Below are 16,678 nucleotides of genomic sequence, written 5' to 3'. Positions count from 1 at the left end.
AGAAAGCAACCATGCACCTCACCAGTCCCCCGGCAATCACGCAACTGCCGCCGTCGTCCTTTCCCCTGGACCGGATCCGGCTGCTGCCCGGCCAATTCAAGACAGCGCAGGACGTTGACGTCCGCTACGTCCTCGAGCTCGACGCCGACCGTCTCTGCGCACCGTACCTGCAGGAAGCGGGACTCGAGGCGGCAGCGGAACCCTACGGCGGGTGGGAATCCGACGGCATGGGCGGGCACATCGGCGGGCATTACCTGTCTGCCTGTGCGCGGCTGTTTGCCGCCACAGGTGACGTCCGGCTGCTCGAACGGGTGCACTACGTTGTGGGAATCCTGGACCAGTGCCAGGCGGCGGCCGGAACCGGATACGTGGGCGGCGTTCCCGGCGGACGCCGGCTTGGCGAAGAACTGGCTGGAGGGGTGATCGACGCTGATCTCTTCACGCTGAACGGCCGCTGGGTCCCGCTCTACAACCTGCACAAGACCTTTGCCGGCCTTCTGGACGCCTACACCTATGCGGGCTCCAAAAACGCCTTCGCCGTACTCCTGCGCCTCGCAGACTGGTGGTGTGCCGTCTCACGCCGCATTGACGACGACTTCTTCGAGGAGGTACTCAGCACGGAGTTCGGCGGCATGAACGACACCTGGACATCCCTTGCCCGGCTGACCGGACGGAAAGACCACCTCCGCGAGGCCCGCCGTTTCTCGCACCGCGCACTCCTTGATCCGCTGGCTGCGGGCGACGACCGGCTGGATGGACTTCACGCCAACACACAGATACCCAAAGTTGTGGGTTACGAACGGTTTGCCCAGGCTACCGGGGACGCGCACTACTTCAAGGCATCCGATCACTTCTGGGACGTTGTCACCCGGCAGCGGACCGTGTCGATCGGCGGCAACAGCGTCCGCGAACATTTCCATCCGTCACGGGACTTCACGCCCATGGTCCTGGACGTCCAGGGGCCGGAAACCTGCAACACGTACAACATGCTGAAGCTCGCCAAGCTGCGCTTCGAACGAACCGGCGATCCGGCCGCGGTGGAGTTCTACGAGCGCGCCACCTTCAACCACATCCTCTCCTCCCAGCACCCCGAGCGGGGCGGCTTCGTGTACTTCACTCCGATGAGGCCGTCCCACTACCGCGTGTACTCCACAGTCCACGAATCAATGTGGTGCTGCGTGGGCTCCGGAATGGAGAACCATGCCAGCTACGGAGAACTCATCTACAGCCACAGCGGCGACAGCCTCTCCGTCAACCTCTACATTGCATCCACATTGGACTGGTCCGAACGCGGGATACACGTTCAACTGGACACGGATTTCCCGCACTCGGACGTCGCCACGCTGACCGTCACCGCGGACACCCCCGCAGAGTTCACCCTGCGGCTTCGGCGCCCCGCGTGGGCAACGGACATGGAAGTCCGCCTGCCGCAGAGCGGCGCGGGCGTCTCACAACAGGCTGGAACCGCCGACGACGGCCACCCCGTCCTCATCCAGCGCGTCTGGGAGGGCACCACCACAGTTTCCATCCGGCTCCGCGCCGAAGTCCGGGCCGAAACCCTTCCGGACGGCTCGCCGTGGGTGTCCTTCCTGTACGGACCTGTGGTCCTCGCCGCCAGGGAAGGGAACGCAGGCCTGGAAAGCTTCGAAGCACCCGACGAACGGATGGGCCATGTTGCCGGCGGCCGCCAGGTAGCGCTGGCACATACCCCGGTGGCCTCCGCGCAAGAGCCGGCAGACGCCGTCGTTATGGTCAGCCGCGAAGCGCTTTCCGCGGAACTCGCCGCCACCCAGGGTGGTTCTCCCGTCCGGGTCCGGCTCGAACCGTTCGCGGGGATCCACGACGAGCGCTATACGGTTTACTGGCCAACCGGCCCCGCGCCCGCCGTGCGGGCTGCCGAACTCGCCGCCATGGACGCAGACGCAGCGGACATGGAAGCCGTCGTCGACGCCGTCACGGCAGGCGAGCAGCAGCCCGAAGCTGACCATTCCTTCGCCGGCGAAGGCACAAAGGCCGGTGGACAAGACGGACTGCACTGGCGGACCGCAACGGGCTGGTTCTCCTACATCCTCAAGGACCCCGGTACCGACGCAGTGTGCCTCAGGGTCAAGATCCGGCGGAATCCGGGACGCCGCCAGCGGCTCACCCTGAACGGCGCACCGCTGGCGAAGGTACTGCACACCGATGTCGACCACGGACACGAAGTAACTGAGTACGCCATCCCGGCGGAAGCAAGGATCAAGGACCCGCACTCCCTCGTGTTCTCGGTGCACGCGGAGCCTGGCTACACCACCGAGGACTTGCTGTCGGTGGAACTGCGGCAAGGACCTCGGCGTGACTGACGGAGCTTAAGGGCTTGGCACCTGCCTGCCGGAGTGGATGGCTTCCCTGTAGGCATCGATTTTCCGTTCCAGGGCACTGAGGTGCCGGTGCACGCCGGCTAGACGTTCAAGAACGGCTGCGTGGTGCTGTTCAAGCAGCGTCAGCCGGTCTTCGGTGGATGCCCCGGCCTGGTATGCGGCGGCGTAGTCGCGCATCTGTTGAATATTCATGCCGGTACCGCGAAGCATGAGCACGCCCGCGAGCCAGCTCATGGTGGAAGGATCGTACCGGCGCCATCCGCTCGGGCCTCTCTCCGGCGCGGGGGCGATCCCTTCCTTCTCGTAATAGCGAATGGTGTCAACGGTGATGCCGAGGGCATCTGCAGCCTCACTGATCGTGAGGCCAGCATCGGGTCCGGCCGGTGTCAGGGAAGGCATGCTTCCAAGTTTCGCATTTGACATGGTGTGCACACCAGCATCGACGCTGGACGCATCCGGATGTTCCGGAGCTTGTGTTTGGAGGACAGCATATGAAACAGGTTGCACTGGGCGCGCAGGGCCTGACCAGCTCAGTCATGGGACTTGGATGTATGGGCATGAGCGCCTTCTACGGCGGCGCCAGCAGGGACGAATCGATCAAGACCATCCGCCGCGCGCTGGACCTCGGAGTGACCATGTTCGACACTGCAGAGGCGTACGGCCCCTTCGTCAATGAGCAACTGCTGGGGAAAGCGCTTGGCGGAGACCGCGATCGCGTGGGCATCGCCACGAAGTTCGCCATTGAGTTCGACGACGACGGGACGCCTCATGGGCCGAACGGTTCCCCTGAGTACGCACGCAGGGCACTCGACCGGTCCCTTCGCCATTTGGGAACCGACCATATCGATCTCTGGTATCTGCACCGCGTCGACCCGGCAACACCCATCGAAGAAACGATCGGAGCGATGGGGCAGGCGGTAGAGTCCGGAAAGGTCCGTTACATCGGCGTATCTGAAACTTCCGCCGAAACCCTGAGAAAGGCCCACGCGACGTTCCCGATCACTGCGATCCAGTCGGAATACAGCCTGTTCGAGCGGGACGCGGAGCACAACGGCGTCCTTGATACCGCACGTGAACTCGGCATCGGGTTTGTTCCCTTCTCACCGCTGGGCCGGGGCTTCCTCGGCGGGACAATCACCAGGAAGGACGACCTGCCGGAAGGCGATGCCCGCAGGAACTTGCCCCGATTCTCGGACTCAGCCATCGAGGCCAACCTCCGGATCGTCGATGTGCTGCGGACGCTCGCCGGGCGCAAGGGCATCACACCGGCGCAGCTCGCGCTTGCCTGGGTGATCCACAATGGCACCACCCCCATCCCAGGGACCACCAAGATCCATCGGGTGGAAGAGAACGCGGCCGCATCGGAGGTCGAGCTCACACCGGAGGACCTCGCCGAAATCGACGAAGCGTCACCCCACGGAGCAGCAACCGGAACCCGGAATACGGAAGCGGCCATGGCCCGGGACCGCGGCTAAACGCCGTGTGAAAAGCGAGGTGCTAACCAGCCCGGGTATCAAACTGCCGCCGGTACTCCGTGGGCGTCGTCGAAAAGGCGGCCGCGAAGTTCTGCCGGAGGGTGACGGCGTTGCCGAAGCCGCAGTCGGCTGCGACCTGTTCGATGGACAGGTCCGTGGTTTCGAGCAGCCGCCGGGCTGCGTCAAGGCGGCGGGCCCGGATCCAGGCGGCGGGCGTCGTTCCTGTTGCTGCCCGGAAGGAACGGACGAAAGTCCGCCGGCTCAGGTGCGCCTGCGCCGCCAGCAGGTCAATGGTCAGGGGTTCACCCAGGCGGCCCAGGGCCCATTCCAGCAGGCGCGAGATCGGATCGTCGGTGGAGCGGGAAGGAACAGGGCGCTCGATGTACTGCGCCTGCCCGCCCTCCCGGTGCGGTGCGATGACCAGGCTGCGTGCCACGTGGTTTGCCGCCTCCGCCCCGAGCCGGGCGCGCACCAGGTGCAGGCACGCGTCCAGCGCGGAGGCGGTTCCGGCCGAGGTCAGCACGTCGCCGTGGTCGATGTACAGCACCGACTGGTCAAGGGCGATATCAGGGTGCCGTCCGGCAAGGGAATCGAACGCCTGCCAGTGCGTGACGGCCCGACGCCCCGCGAGCAAGCCGGCGTCGGCCACGGGGATTGCCCCAAGGCACAAGCCCAAGATCGGCACCCCACGCCCGTGTGCGTCTTGGAGCACCCGCCGCAGCGAATCGCTGGGGAGGCGCCCGTCGTCGAACCATGAAGGCACCACCACCACGTCCGCTGCCTCCGCAGCCTCCGGGCCTTCCACCTTGCCCAGCCGGTAGCCCTCAGCAGTTGTGACCTCGCCTTCCTGGTCAGAGAAAAGAACCGTCTTCCACTCCGCAAGGCCCTGGCGGGCAACCTCGTCAAAAACCATCTGTGGAACGGCGAGGTGGAACATCGTTGCCCCATCGAACCCATAGACCGCGATCTTCATCCTGCCCCTCCCAACAGCTTGGCCCGAATCCATCGTATATATGCCTTCGTGCCACTGTTAGCCTGCGCCCGCGACGGGAAGACTGGAAAAGCTGCCAGCAGGCAGCCGAGAGAAACACCAGGGAGAACAAGATTATGAGCACCCCCCGCCGCGCCCTCATCCTCATTGACGTGCAGCAGCAGTACTTCAGCGGACCCCTCGAGATCCAGTACCCGCCGCATCAGGAGTCCTTGCCCACGATTGCCAGGGCAATTGACGCCGCCACTGCCGCAGGCATTCCGGTTGCCGTGATCCAGCACTCCGCGGGCGTTGGTGCACCCGTGTTTGCCCCGGGCACACCCGGGTTCGAGCTGCACCCCGAGGTTGAGGGCCGTAAAACCGGCGACTGGAAGCAGCTGGTCAAACAGTACGGTTCCGTCTATGCCGGCACGGATCTCGCCGAATGGCTGCGGAAGCACGACGTCGACACGGTCACCTTGGCCGGCTACATGACCAACAACTGCGTGCTCGCCTCCGCCGTGGAGGCAGAGTTCCTTGGCTTCACCACCGAAGTCCTCTCAGACGCCACCGGCGCCATCAACCTCGCCAACCACGCAGGCTCCGCCGACGCGAAGACCGTGCACACCACGCTGCTCGCGCTACTGAACTCGAACTGGGCAGCAGTAGCGGATACTGACACCTGGACCAGTGCCCTGGCTGCGAATCAGGCCCTTCCAGGGAGTGATCTCGGAAGCTCCGCAGTTGCCGGTTTGGAGCTGGTCCCGCAGGCGTAACCAGCCGTCCCGGGCCTCCCCAGCGTTCTCGGCGGTGGGAAGCCCGGGAACACCAGCAGCACTCCTGCGGTTGCACCCACGGGGACCAAGCCCCAACGACATTCAAGGACTCTGTTTATGAAGTGGATTCTTCTCGCCGGCGCGATCCTGAGTGAGGTGACAGCGTCCCTCTCCCTGAAAGCGGCCCTTGATAATCCTGCCTTCTTCATCGTGGTGGTCCTCGGCTACTCCGCGTCCTTCGCTTTCCTCGCCGGAGTCCTCCGTAAAGGCCTCGGCCTTGGCGTCGCCTACGGCATCTGGGCCGCGCTGGGAGTGACCCTCACCGTGCTGCTGGCTGCCCTTCTCTTTGGTGAAGCGCTGACGCCCGTGATGATGGTCGGCGTCGCCATGGTGATCGGCGGCGTGCTGTGTGTTGAACTCGGGTCACACAAGGAACCGGCAGAAGAACCCGCAAAAGAAATGGTCCGCTCATGATGTGGCTGTTGCTGACGGCTGCAATCTTCACCGAGGTGACCGCCACCCTTTTGCTGCGGGTCGCGTCCACCGGTAAGCGGCGCTGGTACGTTCCTGTCGCCGTCGGATACTTCCTGGCCTTCACCCTCCTGACGCTGACCCTCGAACAGGGCATGAACCTCGGAGTCGCCTACGGCATCTGGGCCGCGGCCGGCGTCGCACTGACCGCCCTGGCCAGCCGTGTCTTCTTCAAGGAGACAATCACCCCCGTCATGATGCTGGGACTCGGCCTCATCATCGGCGGGGTCCTGCTGATCGAGCTGGGCGCGGCGCACTAGCCAGAAAACCGGTCCCACGTGTCCGGGCCGTACGGCCGGTCCTGGCCATGGACTCAATTCCCGCGCCGGAAGTTTGCAAGACTTGCTGGGTGATTACTGAACACGCCCTGCTGCCTGTTGTCCCCGGCCGGGAAGAGGCATTCGAGACAGCGTTCGCCCAAGCCCAGCCCATCATTGCCTCCATGCCAGGGTTCCTCTCCTTGTCCCTCTCGCGGTCCGTCGAGTCCCCCGGCACGTACCTGCTGCTCGTGGAGTGGGACACGCTGGAGGACCACACCGTTGGCTTCCGGGGATCCCCTGAGTACCAGCAGTGGCGCGCCCTCCTGCACCGGTTCTATGAGCCGTTTCCCGTCGTCGAGCACTACAACCTGGTCAGTTCGGTCCCTCAGCAGGGCCACCCACCCGCCATGTGACTGCCCCCTCCCCCAGTCCAGCCGACTGTGTTCAAATGGGAAGGTTGAACCGGCCGCCCGAGTCCGCTCCACGGCCTCGGCCAGATGGAAGGAAGCACATGACCGATCGTCCGGAACACCCTCCGATACCCACTCCCGGAAGCGCCCAAGGCCTGGACAGCAAGGTCGAGAGCGGATGCCCGGTGGACCATGGCAGCGTGACCTCGCACGGCAGCGAGAGTGAAAACCCGGCCATCGACTCACCCCAGCCCAAGGGGCACCGGCCCCGCACCGTCGCAGACTGGTGGCCCAACCAGCTGGACCTCTCCGTGCTTCACGCCAACCACCCCAAGGGCAACCCCCTCGGCCCGGGCTTCAGCTACCGCGAGGAGTTCCAGAAGCTCGACGTCGAGGCACTGAAGCAGGACATCACCGAGGTCCTCACCACCTCCCAGGACTGGTGGCCCGCTGACTTCGGCCACTACGGCGGCCTGATGATCCGCTTGAGCTGGCACGCCGCCGGCACATACCGCGTCCACGATGGCCGCGGCGGCGCCGGGGACGGCAGCCAGCGGTTTGCGCCCCTCAACAGCTGGCCGGACAACGCCAACCTGGACAAGGCCCGGCGGCTGCTGTGGCCGGTCAAGCAGAAGTACGGCCAGAAGCTCTCCTGGGCCGACCTGCTGGTCCTCGCCGGCAACGTCGCCCTGGAGTCCATGGGCTTCAAGACCTTCGGTTTCGCCTTCGGCCGCGAGGACGTGTGGGAGCCCGAGGAGATCTTCTGGGGTCCGGAGGACACCTGGCTGGGCGACGAGCGCTACATCGGCGAAGGCCAGATGTCGGAGGAAGTCGGCTCCACGGAAATGGGCCTGATCTACGTCAACCCCGAGGGGCCCATGGGCAACCCGGATCCCAAGCTCGCGGCAGCGTTTATCCGCGAGACGTTCAAGCGGATGGCCATGAACGACGAAGAGACGTTCGCGCTGATTGCTGGCGGCCACACGTTCGGCAAGACCCACGGCGCAGGCGACGCCGATGCGCACGTAGGTCCAGAGCCCGAAGGCGCCGACCTTGAGGCCCAGGGCCTGGGCTGGCTCAGCACGTACGGCAGCGGCAAGGGTGGCGACACGATCACCTCGGGCCTGGAAGTTACCTGGACCGACAAGCCCACCCAGTGGAGCAACCGCTTCCTGGAGATCCTGTTCGAGTACGAGTGGGAGCTGGTCAAGAGCCCCGCCGGCGCCCATCAGTGGGTTGCCAAGGACGCCCCGGAGATCATCCCGGATGCGCACGACCCCAACAAAAAGCACCGGCCCACCATGCTGACCACCGACCTGTCGCTTCGCTTCGATCCTGTCTATGAGGAAATTGGGCAGCGCTTCCTGAAGAACCCGGACGAGTTCCAGCTCGCCTTCGCCAAGGCCTGGTACAAGCTGCTGCACCGCGACATGGGCCCCGTCGGCCCGCACATGCTGGGGCCGTGGGTTCCGGAAGCCCAGCTCTGGCAGGACCCCGTTCCCGCCGTCGACCATGAACTGATCGGCGAGCAGGACATCGCATCCCTGAAGGCCCGGCTCCTGGACTCGGGACTGTCCGTCTCCCAGCTGGCCACCACGGCATGGGCCGCCGCCTCCACCTTCCGCAAGACCGACCGGCGCGGCGGCGCCAACGGTGCCCGGATCCGGCTGGAGCCCCAGCGCGGCTGGGAGGTCAACGAACCTGAGCAGCTTGCGACGGCGTTGCAGGCCATTGAGCGCGTGCAGCAGGAGTTCAACTCGTCCGAGGCGGGAGGCAGGAAGGTCTCGCTGGCGGACCTGATCGTCCTCGGTGGCTGCGCCGCGGTGGAGAAGGCAGCGGGCGACGCCGGCTTCCCCGTCACCGTGCCGTTCCGTCCGGGACGCACCGATGCCGCCCAGGACCAGACCGACGTCGAGCAGTTCCAGTACCTGAAGCCGCGGGCTGACGGGTTCCGCAACTACGTGCGCCCCGGCGAGAAGCTCCAGCCGGAAACCCTCCTGCTGGACAAGGCGTACCTGCTGGACCTGTCCGCACCGGAGATGACGGCGCTCGTTGGCGGCATGCGTGCGCTCGGCACCAACATCGGCGGCTCCAAGCATGGAGTCCTCACGGACCGGCCGCAGGTCCTGACGAACGACTTCTTCGTCAACCTGCTCTCCCCCGGCACCAAGTGGAAGGCCTCGGAGAATGAGGAGAACGTCTATGAGATCACTGACGTCGCCACCGGTGAACTGAAGTGGACCGCCACCCCGGTGGACCTGGTATTCGGCTCCAACTCCCAGCTCCGGGCGATGTCCGAGGTGTACGCGAGCGACGACGCCGGGGAGAAGTTCGTCAACGACTTCGTGGCGGCCTGGGTGAAGGTCATGGAGCTGGACCGCTTCGACCTGAGGTGATCCTGCTCCTTTGACCACTGCGTCCGGGCCGGCTGCGTTTGCGGCCGGCCCGGACGTTTGCCACCGGTTAGCAGCAACTCAGGGAATCAGGTTCTCCGCCCGGTAGCGGTCGAAAAGCGTGGTAAAGGCATCCAGCGTCCGCCGGTATCCGGTGAACCCGGCGTCCCGGCTCTTCCCCATGTCAGTGACTACCTCAATGCCGCGCCCCAGGTCGCCGTCCGTGTGCCACCAGGACGCCAGGCGGTTCAGGTCCGGCTCGCTGAGTTTATGGCGCGCGGCGATGTCCCGCCACTGGTCCTCCCGGCCCGCCATCGACTGCTCCAAGGGGCGGGGTGATCCCTCGTATCCCTCCCACTCCACGCCGAAGTAGGCGGCAAGCTTCGGCCACATCCAGCGCCAGCGGAACACATCGCCGTTGACGATGTTGAAGGCCTCGTTCGCGGCCGCCGGCGTGGTGGATGCCCACAACATGTGCTCGGCGAGCAGGCCCGCATCCGTCATGTCCGTCAGGCCGTTCCACTGTGCTTCGGAACCCGGGAAGACAAACGGCTCACCGCTCTCCCGGCACAGGGTGGCCTGGGCGGCGAGCGTCAGGCCCATGTTCATGGCGTTGCCGACGGCGTGCCCGATCACCGTGTGTGCGCGGTGCACGGACCACGTGAAGCCCTGCTCCCCCGCAGCCGCCCAGAGCTCGTCCTCCTGGGCGTAGTAGAAGTTCGGGACCGGCAGGCGCGGCTCCTCCTCATGGAAAGGAGTGTCCGGCATTTCCCCCGCCGCGTACGCCTCGAAGGGACCGAGGTAGTGCTTGAGGCCGGTCATGAGTGCGACGTGGGCTAAATCCTTGCCGCGAAGTGCCGCCAGCAGGTCCCGCACCATGCCGGCGTTGACGGAGATGTTCTCCTCTTCGGTGTCCTGCCGCGACCATGCTGTGAAGAAGACATGGGAGGGGTTCTCCGGACCGAGCGCAGCGGCCAGCGACGCAGCCGAGGTCAGGTCCGCGGAGAGCCACCGAACTCCGGGACGCTCAGTACCGGGCTTCCGGGAGAGGGCGAGCACGCTCCACCCCTGGCGTGACAAGGTATCGACCAGGGCAGACCCCGCTATGCCGGTCGCTCCCACAACAAGAGCAGTCTTTTCGGTCCCTGCGGTTGTTCCTGCGCCAATAGTCATGGAGCTCCTTCTGGTATGTGCTGCTGAATTACGCGTGCGCGCAATGGCCTCTAGCTGCAAGCCGCTGGCACGGGGAGATATTCCTCGACCCCGCGTCACACCACTCCTAAACTCAAGGAGCTGGGACTGCTGCGCCGGGCAACCCTTGACCCGGGGGCTGCGCGCTTGTGGCCCGTCCCACAACTGCGGCTTCTCCCCCGGGGGCGTCATGCGAACGGCACTCAGGTCCATCCTCAGCGCGCTGGCCGCGACGGCGCTGGCACTTTGTGCGTGCCGCTATTCCGAGCCCAATCCCCACCGGTTCGACCGACGAAAGCGAGTAAATCCCGATCGAGGAAGCAGCCAAAGAGCTCGGTTCCCGAAGGACCCAATGACAAGTTTCGGGAACATAATTGGAAGTGGGCTGGGCGACACATTCTCGGAGAGGAGTGGTCATGATCCGGGCCCTAATGTGCAGGCTCAATGTCGGGCACCACTGGCTGGTGGAAAGGACGCCCGACGGGGGCTTCCGTCGGCGTTGCACTAAGTGTGGGAAGTACGGGCGCCGCGGCCAGAGATGGTCGGGGCACCTGGAGGCTGGAGACCGGCCACGAAATCCGATGGGGCCGGTTCCCTGATGAACAAGCACGCTGCGGTGCTGGCCGTGGCTCTTGTGCTTTCGAGCTGCTCGTCTAGCACCCCCGACGAAGCAGCAACCACCCCGGCTGAAAACCTCGCCGCGACGCTGGAAGCTTTTGCGGCCGACGCGTCCGCGCATGGAGCGCCTGCTGTGGTCTTCCATGTTCGGAACGGAGACCAAGAAGAGCTAATGGCCACCGGGGTGAGAGACCTGAAGTCCAACAGCATGGCGATCCCCACGGACAAAACGTGGATCATCGGGACGGGTACACCCATGGTCGCCGTGTCCGTGATGAAGCTGGTGGAGGCCGGCGCCGTGCACCTTGACGATCCCGTCTCCGCTCATCTGCCCGAGTTCACAGCAATCTTCCCGGCGTGGGACCGGGTCACGGTGCGGGACCTGCTGGGCAGTACCTCCGGCCTCCCTGACTACTTTCCACCCCTGATTGAATCCGCGAGCCTGGACGAGCTCCAAACGCGCGTATTGACCTTCGAGGAACGGCTCAGGATTGCAGCGGGGGTGGACCTTCCGCCAGGGCCCGTGTCCTACTTTGCGTGGTCTGCAACGGACTGGGAAGTGCTGGGCTGGCTGCTGGAAAGCAAACACCACCGCGGACTCGACGAGATTCTCGCCGAGGATGTGTTCGAGCCGGCAGGAATGGGCAGCACGCACGTGGCGGCCAGAGGGCAGCCGCCCGAGCCCATGCTCCATGGGTACGTGCTGGAGGACGGGGACAGTCGCGACTTCACGCGTATTGACGCGATCGCCGGATCAGCCGATTCAGGGGTCATTTCAACGGTTGAAGACCTCAGCAGGTTCGTGGCGGCGCTCACCACGGGCCGATTCATTCGCGAGGAAACGTGGAAGAGCATGATCGAGGCCGAGCCATCTCCTTTAGGAGGCATCCGTCTGAGCGACGACATCTGCCCGGGCACACGACACGTCTTCGTCTCCGGGGGCGGCGGCCCGTACAGTGTCCAATCTGTTTCCTCCTTAGAAGGGCACCAGCAGGTGACGGTGGCTACGGTGCTTCCGCCCCGGGAACTGAACGTCACAGATGCGCCTCCGCTCGTCCCCGAGATGGAGGACGCTATCCAACAGACAGCCAGGAGCATGTGCTAGCTGGAACACCTCAGAGCTGCCGGGGTATGGACGTGCGGACGGCCGGCCTCATCCTCCTGCCGTCGGCCCTATCCAGGCGCTGTAGTTGCCTCCTGTTCCTTCGCCGCGCTGATCGTCATCCTTGCCACATCGGCGGCAGCGTTTATACACACCGCCGTCTTCGGCATGTTCGAGATGCCAGTCGTGTCGAATGTTCAGCTTGCACAGCAGGGCCTGGAGCATGGCAGCCTCCGATTCTAATCGCAGGGCTCTGTACTCTAACTATGGCCTTCACACCGTTGTTCGGGAACTGGCAGTTTGTCAGGCTAGGACATGCCGCAGCCCAACGGGCTCCTCATTGGGTGACACCTACCGGCAATCTGGGCGGCTGGATCGATGACGTTGTCGGTGATGGTTTCGAGTTGGATTATTTAGACACGGGACTCCACCGATAGCCTGCTGTGATGGTCCCGGACGAGCAGGAACTTGCAGGCGGAAACGCGTCCGGCAGGGTTGTGCGCGTCGGCAACACCGTAAGGAAACCCTGGCTGGAACACTCAGCAGCCGTGCAGGACTATCTCGCCGTGCTTCGCTCGTCCGGGGTGGATGTTCCCCAACCTCTGGGAAAGGACGACGACGGCCGGAGCGTTGAGGAGTTCGTGGCAGGCGTCCTCGCGCTGGAGGAGCTGCCGCTCACCCAGGACGATCTTCTGCGGGTTGGCCGCATGATCCGCCGGATCCACGACGCAAGCGAAGCTGTGGTGATCCCTAATCCAGGAGCGTGGAACATGCTGCTGCCCGCCGAGAACCCGGACCTGATGTGCCACAACGACCTCGCTCCCTGGAACCTCGTCAGGGGCGACCGGTGGGTTTTCATCGACTGGGACGGCGCCGGCCCCAGCACGCGGCTGTGGGATTTGGCCTACGCCGCCCAGTCGTTCGGCATGCTGTTCGAAGGACAGCCCGTGAAGGACGCGGCAGCGAGACTGTCCGCCCTTGTTGACGGGTACCAGGCTGATGAATCGCTCCGCAGCGCGTTGCCGGCCGCTATGGCGCAGCGAACTGCGGCAATGTTCAAACTTCTGGAGTCCTCACACGAGACCGGGTTCCAGCCGTGGGCGGACATGTTCGTCAACGGCCACGGGGAGCACTGGCGTGGCGCGGCCCAATATGTCCGGCAGCATCAATCGGCGTGGGAGCAGGCCCTCGCCCGGCCGTGACCGGCGGAGCGTCCAGGGGCAGCGTTGGAGGAGAACCGCCGCTAGCCTTGGGGAGTGGAAATTCGAGCTGTCCTCTTCGACCTGGACAACACCCTGTTCGACCATGCAGCTTCTGCCCGGGCAGGCCTGGCTGCTTTCCTTCAACACCTCGGAACGACGTCCACGGACGATCTGGCACGTGCGTGGTTCCAGCTGGAGGGAACCACCTACGACCGCTTTCTTGCCCGCGAACTTTCCTTCCACGAACAGCGCCGGGAACGGCTCCGACAGTTTCTCCCGCTCACCGGGCTCGCCGTACCCACAACGGACAGGCTGCTGGACGGACTCTTCGACGTCTACCTTCAGAGTTACCAGGATGCGTGGGCCGCGTTCCCGGACGCGGGGCCCGCCCTGCAAAGCCTTCACGACGGCGGCATTCGGGTCGGCGTCATAACCAACGGGAACCACCGCCAGCAGGCACTCAAAGTCAGCGAGATAGGCCTCGGCCCGGTGATAGGCCGTATCTTCAGCTCGGAGTCCATGGGCCATGCCAAACCCTCTCCCGAGGCATTCATGCAACCCTGCGAAATCCTCGGAATCTCCCCGGCCCAAGCCCTCTACGTCGGTGACAACTTCCGCGTTGACGTCGAAGGGGCCAGGAACGCGGGGCTGCATGCGATCCTGCTCAACCGGGACGCTGGCGGACCGGAAGGCACGATCCAAAGCCTCTCAGAACTTATCCCGCTTCTTGGCGCAGGAACAGGTGCGGCGAATGATTCAAGTACGCTCGTGTGATGGCCCGCCTTATCGCTCCGGACGTTAGTTACCACTCCTCCTGGCTGGAAGGGGCGGCGGATTTCAACGGCACCCGTCGGGACGGCGCCGGCGCCGAGGACTGGCCCCTGGAAGATTTGAGAGACCCCCAGACGTTCAGCCGCTTTGTTGACTGGCTCCTCAAGGACGCACTGCCGGAGACCCCGCGGAAACCGGAGCACGTGCCCTGCACCTACCTGTGGATGGTGGAAGATGACACCTTCCTTGGGTCTTTGGCCATCAGGCATGAACTGACCGAGTTCCTCCTCAACGAGGGTGGCCACATCGGCTACAGCGTCAGGCCCTCCGCCCGGCGCCGCGGCCACGCCGCCAAAGCCCTGGCTGACGCCCTGCCCATTGCCAGGGAACTGGGAATCCGCAGGGTGCTCCTGACCTGCGATGAGGACAACTTTGGCTCCCGGGCGACCATCGAAAGGAACGGCGGCGTCTACGAGGACAGCCGCAACGGCAAGCGCCGCTACTGGATCCACACGGTGTAATCCGACCGCCGACAGGCCTGTCGGCAGATGCCGCACGTCGCCTCGATGCTCCAGCCGCTGGACTGCGCTAACCCGCGGGCAAGGGGCTGGCCCGGATGATGATGTTGGTCCCCCACAGATCCTCGGTAAAGCAGGTAATCAGGATTAGCCTGCCCGGGACCCTGTCCCAGATCGCACTGTCCCTCAGGGTGTCCTTGTACTCCGTGGTGATTTCATCGACGGTGAAGACCAGCGGCCCTTGCGCGGTAGATATGGTCAACCGATCGCCAGGCTGCGCACGTGAACTGATCTCATTGAAGGGGGAAGGACGCCCCTCCCAGCTGTGCCCGACGATGTACGTGGTGTTGGTGGAACCTTGACCAGGTGTGCCGTACGGGGTCAGCCAGTAAGCGTCCGGAGTAGGGGGAGGAATAAGGGAGCCAAGGCTCGCTTCCTGCTCCGTAGGAGAGAGCGGCAGGACGGCTTGGTCCATCCCCACCGCGGGATAAGCGATGTGCACAGGCTGTGAGGCGGCAGCTTCCTGAACTGATTCATGTTCCGGCACGGGGGACGGCGGTTTTGCGGCGACCGGCGGGGGCGTCGACGAACTGGCCGCCGCCGGCCGCGGAGGAATTGCTGGACCGGGAGTGTGCGGTCCAGCCGACAGAGACGATTGCGGCAGGGCCTCTGGACTCGGGCTCTGCGCGGACCCTCCGCCCAGGAGAGCCGCCGCTAAACCTGCCGCTCCGAGGAGGGAAAGGGCGGCTCCCCGCCGCAAGCCCTTGGTCCTAACTGCTCCGACGCTTTCCGAGCACCAGCCTGGCTGTAAAGACGATGGCCGCGGTCACGGCAAGGCCTGCCATGAGTATTCCGAGGGCCGCCGGACCTCCCACTGGGAGGCTCGCGGCCGTATCGATGTTCGTCCCTTGGTTCCTGCCCCCTCCACCAGTCCCGGCCAGCGGCACTGCCGTTGCAGGAGCAGCAGATTCACTGCCGTTGGAACCCGGCGCTTCGGTAACGGTGCCAGGCGCTGTTGTGGCCGTCGCCGTCGGGCTCCCGGTGGTTGTTGCAGTTGGCGTCGCTGTGGCGGACCCCGATGCGGTTTCCGTAGCAGTTGGTGTGCTGGTCGCAGTCGCCGACGCCGTGGCTGATGCTGTCTGCGTCGGGGAGGCGGTCTCCGTGGGCGTTGCAGTCGGGGTGCCCGAAATGGGCGGCGTGGTTGCTGCTGGCGTGCAGGCCGGGCTGGTGATCACGTTAGTGTCCAGGGAGACCTGACCATTACGGGCGAGCACCCTGCCCTCCACAACGGCGTTGGTCTCCGCCGTTATTGAGGTGAGGGCAAGAATGGAACCTTTGAAACTCGACGCGGTACCCAGAGTGGCTGAACTGCCAACCTGCCAGAACACATTGCAGGCCTGGGCGCCGTTGGTGAGGATGATGCTGCTGGCCGAAGCGGTGATCAGGGTCGACGCCACCTGGAACACGAATACGGAGTTGGGGTTGCCTTGCCCGTCCAGGGTGAGCTGTCCGCTGAGGGCCAGCGAACTAGTGGACCTGTAAACACCCTCCGTCAGAGTCATGCCAACAAGGTCTCCTGCAACGCTGGTGGTCAACGGCTGTCCTGCTGCGGCGTTGTAGGCAGTGGTCAGGTCCGACTGCGCCTGCAGCGCAACCGCATCTGCCGCGTGCGTGGCCCCTGCCGTAATGCCCGGCGGAAAGCCTGTGATCGCAGTCCCGGGGTTAACGCCCAGGTCCCCCTGAAGAGTAGAGGGGCCGGTGTTGGTCACGGCCGAGCCGGCGAGTACGGAGTAGGAGGTGGCAGTGCCCAAACCCACCGAAGTGGCAGCGAAGGCGGGTGACTGCTGCCAAACCAAGGCAACCCCCAAGATAACGGCTCCGGCTGCGACCGCTGCCATTGCTGTTTGCCGGCGTCAGGATACCCCCGAGGTTCGTCGTTGAGACCCACGTTGTTGCGCAGAGCAGTGTTGCATGGCAGTTCCTTCCCCCAGCGGGCAAACGCCCCAAAGCACTGCCTGACAAATTGTGAGGGAGCGATACCTGCGGACTCTACGCTTCAATCGGTGGTACGCCTACGGTCTCCGCAAACTCCGAGAGGATC

Annotated in this window: 16 protein-coding genes; 11 read left to right on the top strand and 5 right to left on the bottom strand. The window is 64.8% G+C overall.

The genetic code is table 11. The annotated features are described in order from the left end of the window. Positions 1 to 11: 11 nt before the first annotated feature. On the top strand, positions 12 to 2,342 hold the full coding sequence (locus tag AC6CHP_RS08775) for a beta-L-arabinofuranosidase domain-containing protein (protein ID WP_498229227.1): 2,331 nt from the start codon (positions 12 to 14) through the stop codon (positions 2,340 to 2,342). A gap of 6 nt (positions 2,343 to 2,348) precedes the next feature. Here AC6CHP_RS08775 and AC6CHP_RS08770 read toward each other — a convergent pair whose 3' ends face one another. After that, complete coding sequence (locus tag AC6CHP_RS08770; RefSeq protein ID WP_498229225.1) at positions 2,349 to 2,759, bottom strand: MerR family transcriptional regulator; 411 nt, start codon at positions 2,757 to 2,759, stop codon at positions 2,349 to 2,351. A gap of 92 nt (positions 2,760 to 2,851) precedes the next feature. On the opposite strand from AC6CHP_RS08770, the gene AC6CHP_RS08765 reads away from it, so the two are divergent. Continuing rightward, entirely contained in the window at positions 2,852 to 3,835 is a 984-nt protein-coding gene (locus AC6CHP_RS08765; protein ID WP_498229223.1) for an aldo/keto reductase, read from the top strand. A gap of 22 nt (positions 3,836 to 3,857) precedes the next feature. Here AC6CHP_RS08765 and AC6CHP_RS08760 read toward each other — a convergent pair whose 3' ends face one another. Then, on the bottom strand, positions 3,858 to 4,808 hold the full coding sequence (locus tag AC6CHP_RS08760) for a GlxA family transcriptional regulator (protein ID WP_427115912.1): 951 nt from the start codon (positions 4,806 to 4,808) through the stop codon (positions 3,858 to 3,860). 134 nt (positions 4,809 to 4,942) lie between these two features. Between AC6CHP_RS08760 and AC6CHP_RS08755 the strand changes: the two genes are divergently transcribed. From AC6CHP_RS08755 to katG, 5 genes are all read left to right on the top strand, one after another. Continuing rightward, positions 4,943 to 5,581: an isochorismatase family protein gene (locus tag AC6CHP_RS08755; RefSeq protein ID WP_400640613.1), complete on the top strand. Its 639-nt coding sequence runs from the start codon at positions 4,943 to 4,945 to the stop codon at positions 5,579 to 5,581. Positions 5,582 to 5,698: 117 nt separating this feature from the next. After that, positions 5,699 to 6,055, top strand: coding sequence for a DMT family transporter (locus AC6CHP_RS08750; RefSeq protein ID WP_498229220.1), 357 nt, complete (start codon positions 5,699 to 5,701; stop codon positions 6,053 to 6,055). Continuing rightward, entirely contained in the window at positions 6,052 to 6,372 is a 321-nt protein-coding gene (locus tag AC6CHP_RS08745) for an SMR family transporter (protein WP_104186384.1), read from the top strand. The genes AC6CHP_RS08750 and AC6CHP_RS08745 overlap by 4 nt, the downstream gene beginning before the upstream one ends. 89 nt (positions 6,373 to 6,461) lie before the next feature. Next, positions 6,462 to 6,785, top strand: a complete 324-nt coding sequence (locus AC6CHP_RS08740; protein WP_188731448.1) for an antibiotic biosynthesis monooxygenase family protein — start codon at positions 6,462 to 6,464, stop codon at positions 6,783 to 6,785. A 98-nt stretch (positions 6,786 to 6,883) separates the two neighbouring features. Further along, a complete protein-coding gene (katG, locus tag AC6CHP_RS08735; RefSeq protein ID WP_498229217.1) occupies positions 6,884 to 9,178 on the top strand; it encodes a catalase/peroxidase HPI in 2,295 nt (764 codons plus the stop codon). A 78-nt stretch (positions 9,179 to 9,256) separates the two neighbouring features. Here katG and AC6CHP_RS08730 read toward each other — a convergent pair whose 3' ends face one another. After that, positions 9,257 to 10,348 (bottom strand): SDR family oxidoreductase, encoded by a 1,092-nt coding sequence (locus AC6CHP_RS08730; protein WP_498229216.1) that lies wholly within the window; start codon positions 10,346 to 10,348, stop codon positions 9,257 to 9,259. A gap of 616 nt (positions 10,349 to 10,964) precedes the next feature. Here AC6CHP_RS08730 and AC6CHP_RS08725 point away from each other — a divergent pair. The 4 genes from AC6CHP_RS08725 (at position 10,965) to AC6CHP_RS08710 (ending at position 14,580) form a co-directional block, all read left to right on the top strand. Beyond that, entirely contained in the window at positions 10,965 to 12,089 is a 1,125-nt protein-coding gene (locus AC6CHP_RS08725) for a serine hydrolase domain-containing protein (protein ID WP_498229214.1), read from the top strand. Positions 12,090 to 12,532: 443 nt separating this feature from the next. Beyond that, positions 12,533 to 13,288, top strand: coding sequence for a phosphotransferase (locus AC6CHP_RS08720; protein ID WP_498229212.1), 756 nt, complete (start codon positions 12,533 to 12,535; stop codon positions 13,286 to 13,288). Positions 13,289 to 13,342: 54 nt separating this feature from the next. Continuing rightward, positions 13,343 to 14,062: an HAD family hydrolase gene (locus tag AC6CHP_RS08715; protein ID WP_498229210.1), complete on the top strand. Its 720-nt coding sequence runs from the start codon at positions 13,343 to 13,345 to the stop codon at positions 14,060 to 14,062. Beyond that, the gene (locus AC6CHP_RS08710) at positions 14,062 to 14,580 is read left to right on the top strand and encodes a GNAT family N-acetyltransferase (RefSeq protein WP_498229208.1); all 519 of its coding nucleotides are present in this window, start codon (positions 14,062 to 14,064) and stop codon (positions 14,578 to 14,580) included. Before AC6CHP_RS08715 ends, AC6CHP_RS08710 begins: the two co-directional genes overlap by 1 nt. A 67-nt stretch (positions 14,581 to 14,647) precedes the next feature. On the opposite strand, the gene AC6CHP_RS08705 is transcribed toward AC6CHP_RS08710, so the two are convergent. Further along, a complete protein-coding gene (locus AC6CHP_RS08705) occupies positions 14,648 to 15,052 on the bottom strand; it encodes a class F sortase (protein WP_498229206.1) in 405 nt (134 codons plus the stop codon). Between the two features lie 295 nt (positions 15,053 to 15,347). Beyond that, entirely contained in the window at positions 15,348 to 16,433 is a 1,086-nt protein-coding gene (locus tag AC6CHP_RS08700; protein ID WP_498229204.1) for an ice-binding family protein, read from the bottom strand. Positions 16,434 to 16,678 lie beyond the last annotated feature (245 nt).

The sequence above is a fragment of the Pseudarthrobacter sp. GQ63 genome (assembly GCF_059758765.1).
This window is presented reverse-complemented; position numbering and strand designations above follow the sequence as displayed.

Coding starts and splice junctions, on each gene's coding strand:
- AC6CHP_RS08775 (WP_498229227.1), top strand. CDS start 12: ATGCACCTCACCAGTCCCCCGGCAATCACGCAACTGCCGCCGTCGTCC.
- AC6CHP_RS08770 (WP_498229225.1), bottom strand. CDS start 2,759: ATGCCTTCCCTGACACCGGCCGGACCCGATGCTGGCCTCACGATCAGT.
- AC6CHP_RS08765 (WP_498229223.1), top strand. CDS start 2,852: ATGAAACAGGTTGCACTGGGCGCGCAGGGCCTGACCAGCTCAGTCATG.
- AC6CHP_RS08760 (WP_427115912.1), bottom strand. CDS start 4,808: ATGAAGATCGCGGTCTATGGGTTCGATGGGGCAACGATGTTCCACCTC.
- AC6CHP_RS08755 (WP_400640613.1), top strand. CDS start 4,943: ATGAGCACCCCCCGCCGCGCCCTCATCCTCATTGACGTGCAGCAGCAG.
- AC6CHP_RS08750 (WP_498229220.1), top strand. CDS start 5,699: ATGAAGTGGATTCTTCTCGCCGGCGCGATCCTGAGTGAGGTGACAGCG.
- AC6CHP_RS08745 (WP_104186384.1), top strand. CDS start 6,052: ATGATGTGGCTGTTGCTGACGGCTGCAATCTTCACCGAGGTGACCGCC.
- katG (WP_498229217.1), top strand. CDS start 6,884: ATGACCGATCGTCCGGAACACCCTCCGATACCCACTCCCGGAAGCGCC.
- AC6CHP_RS08730 (WP_498229216.1), bottom strand. CDS start 10,348: ATGACTATTGGCGCAGGAACAACCGCAGGGACCGAAAAGACTGCTCTT.
- AC6CHP_RS08725 (WP_498229214.1), top strand. CDS start 10,965: ATGAACAAGCACGCTGCGGTGCTGGCCGTGGCTCTTGTGCTTTCGAGC.
- AC6CHP_RS08720 (WP_498229212.1), top strand. CDS start 12,533: ATGGTCCCGGACGAGCAGGAACTTGCAGGCGGAAACGCGTCCGGCAGG.
- AC6CHP_RS08710 (WP_498229208.1), top strand. CDS start 14,062: ATGGCCCGCCTTATCGCTCCGGACGTTAGTTACCACTCCTCCTGGCTG.
- AC6CHP_RS08705 (WP_498229206.1), bottom strand. CDS start 15,052: ATGGACCAAGCCGTCCTGCCGCTCTCTCCTACGGAGCAGGAAGCGAGC.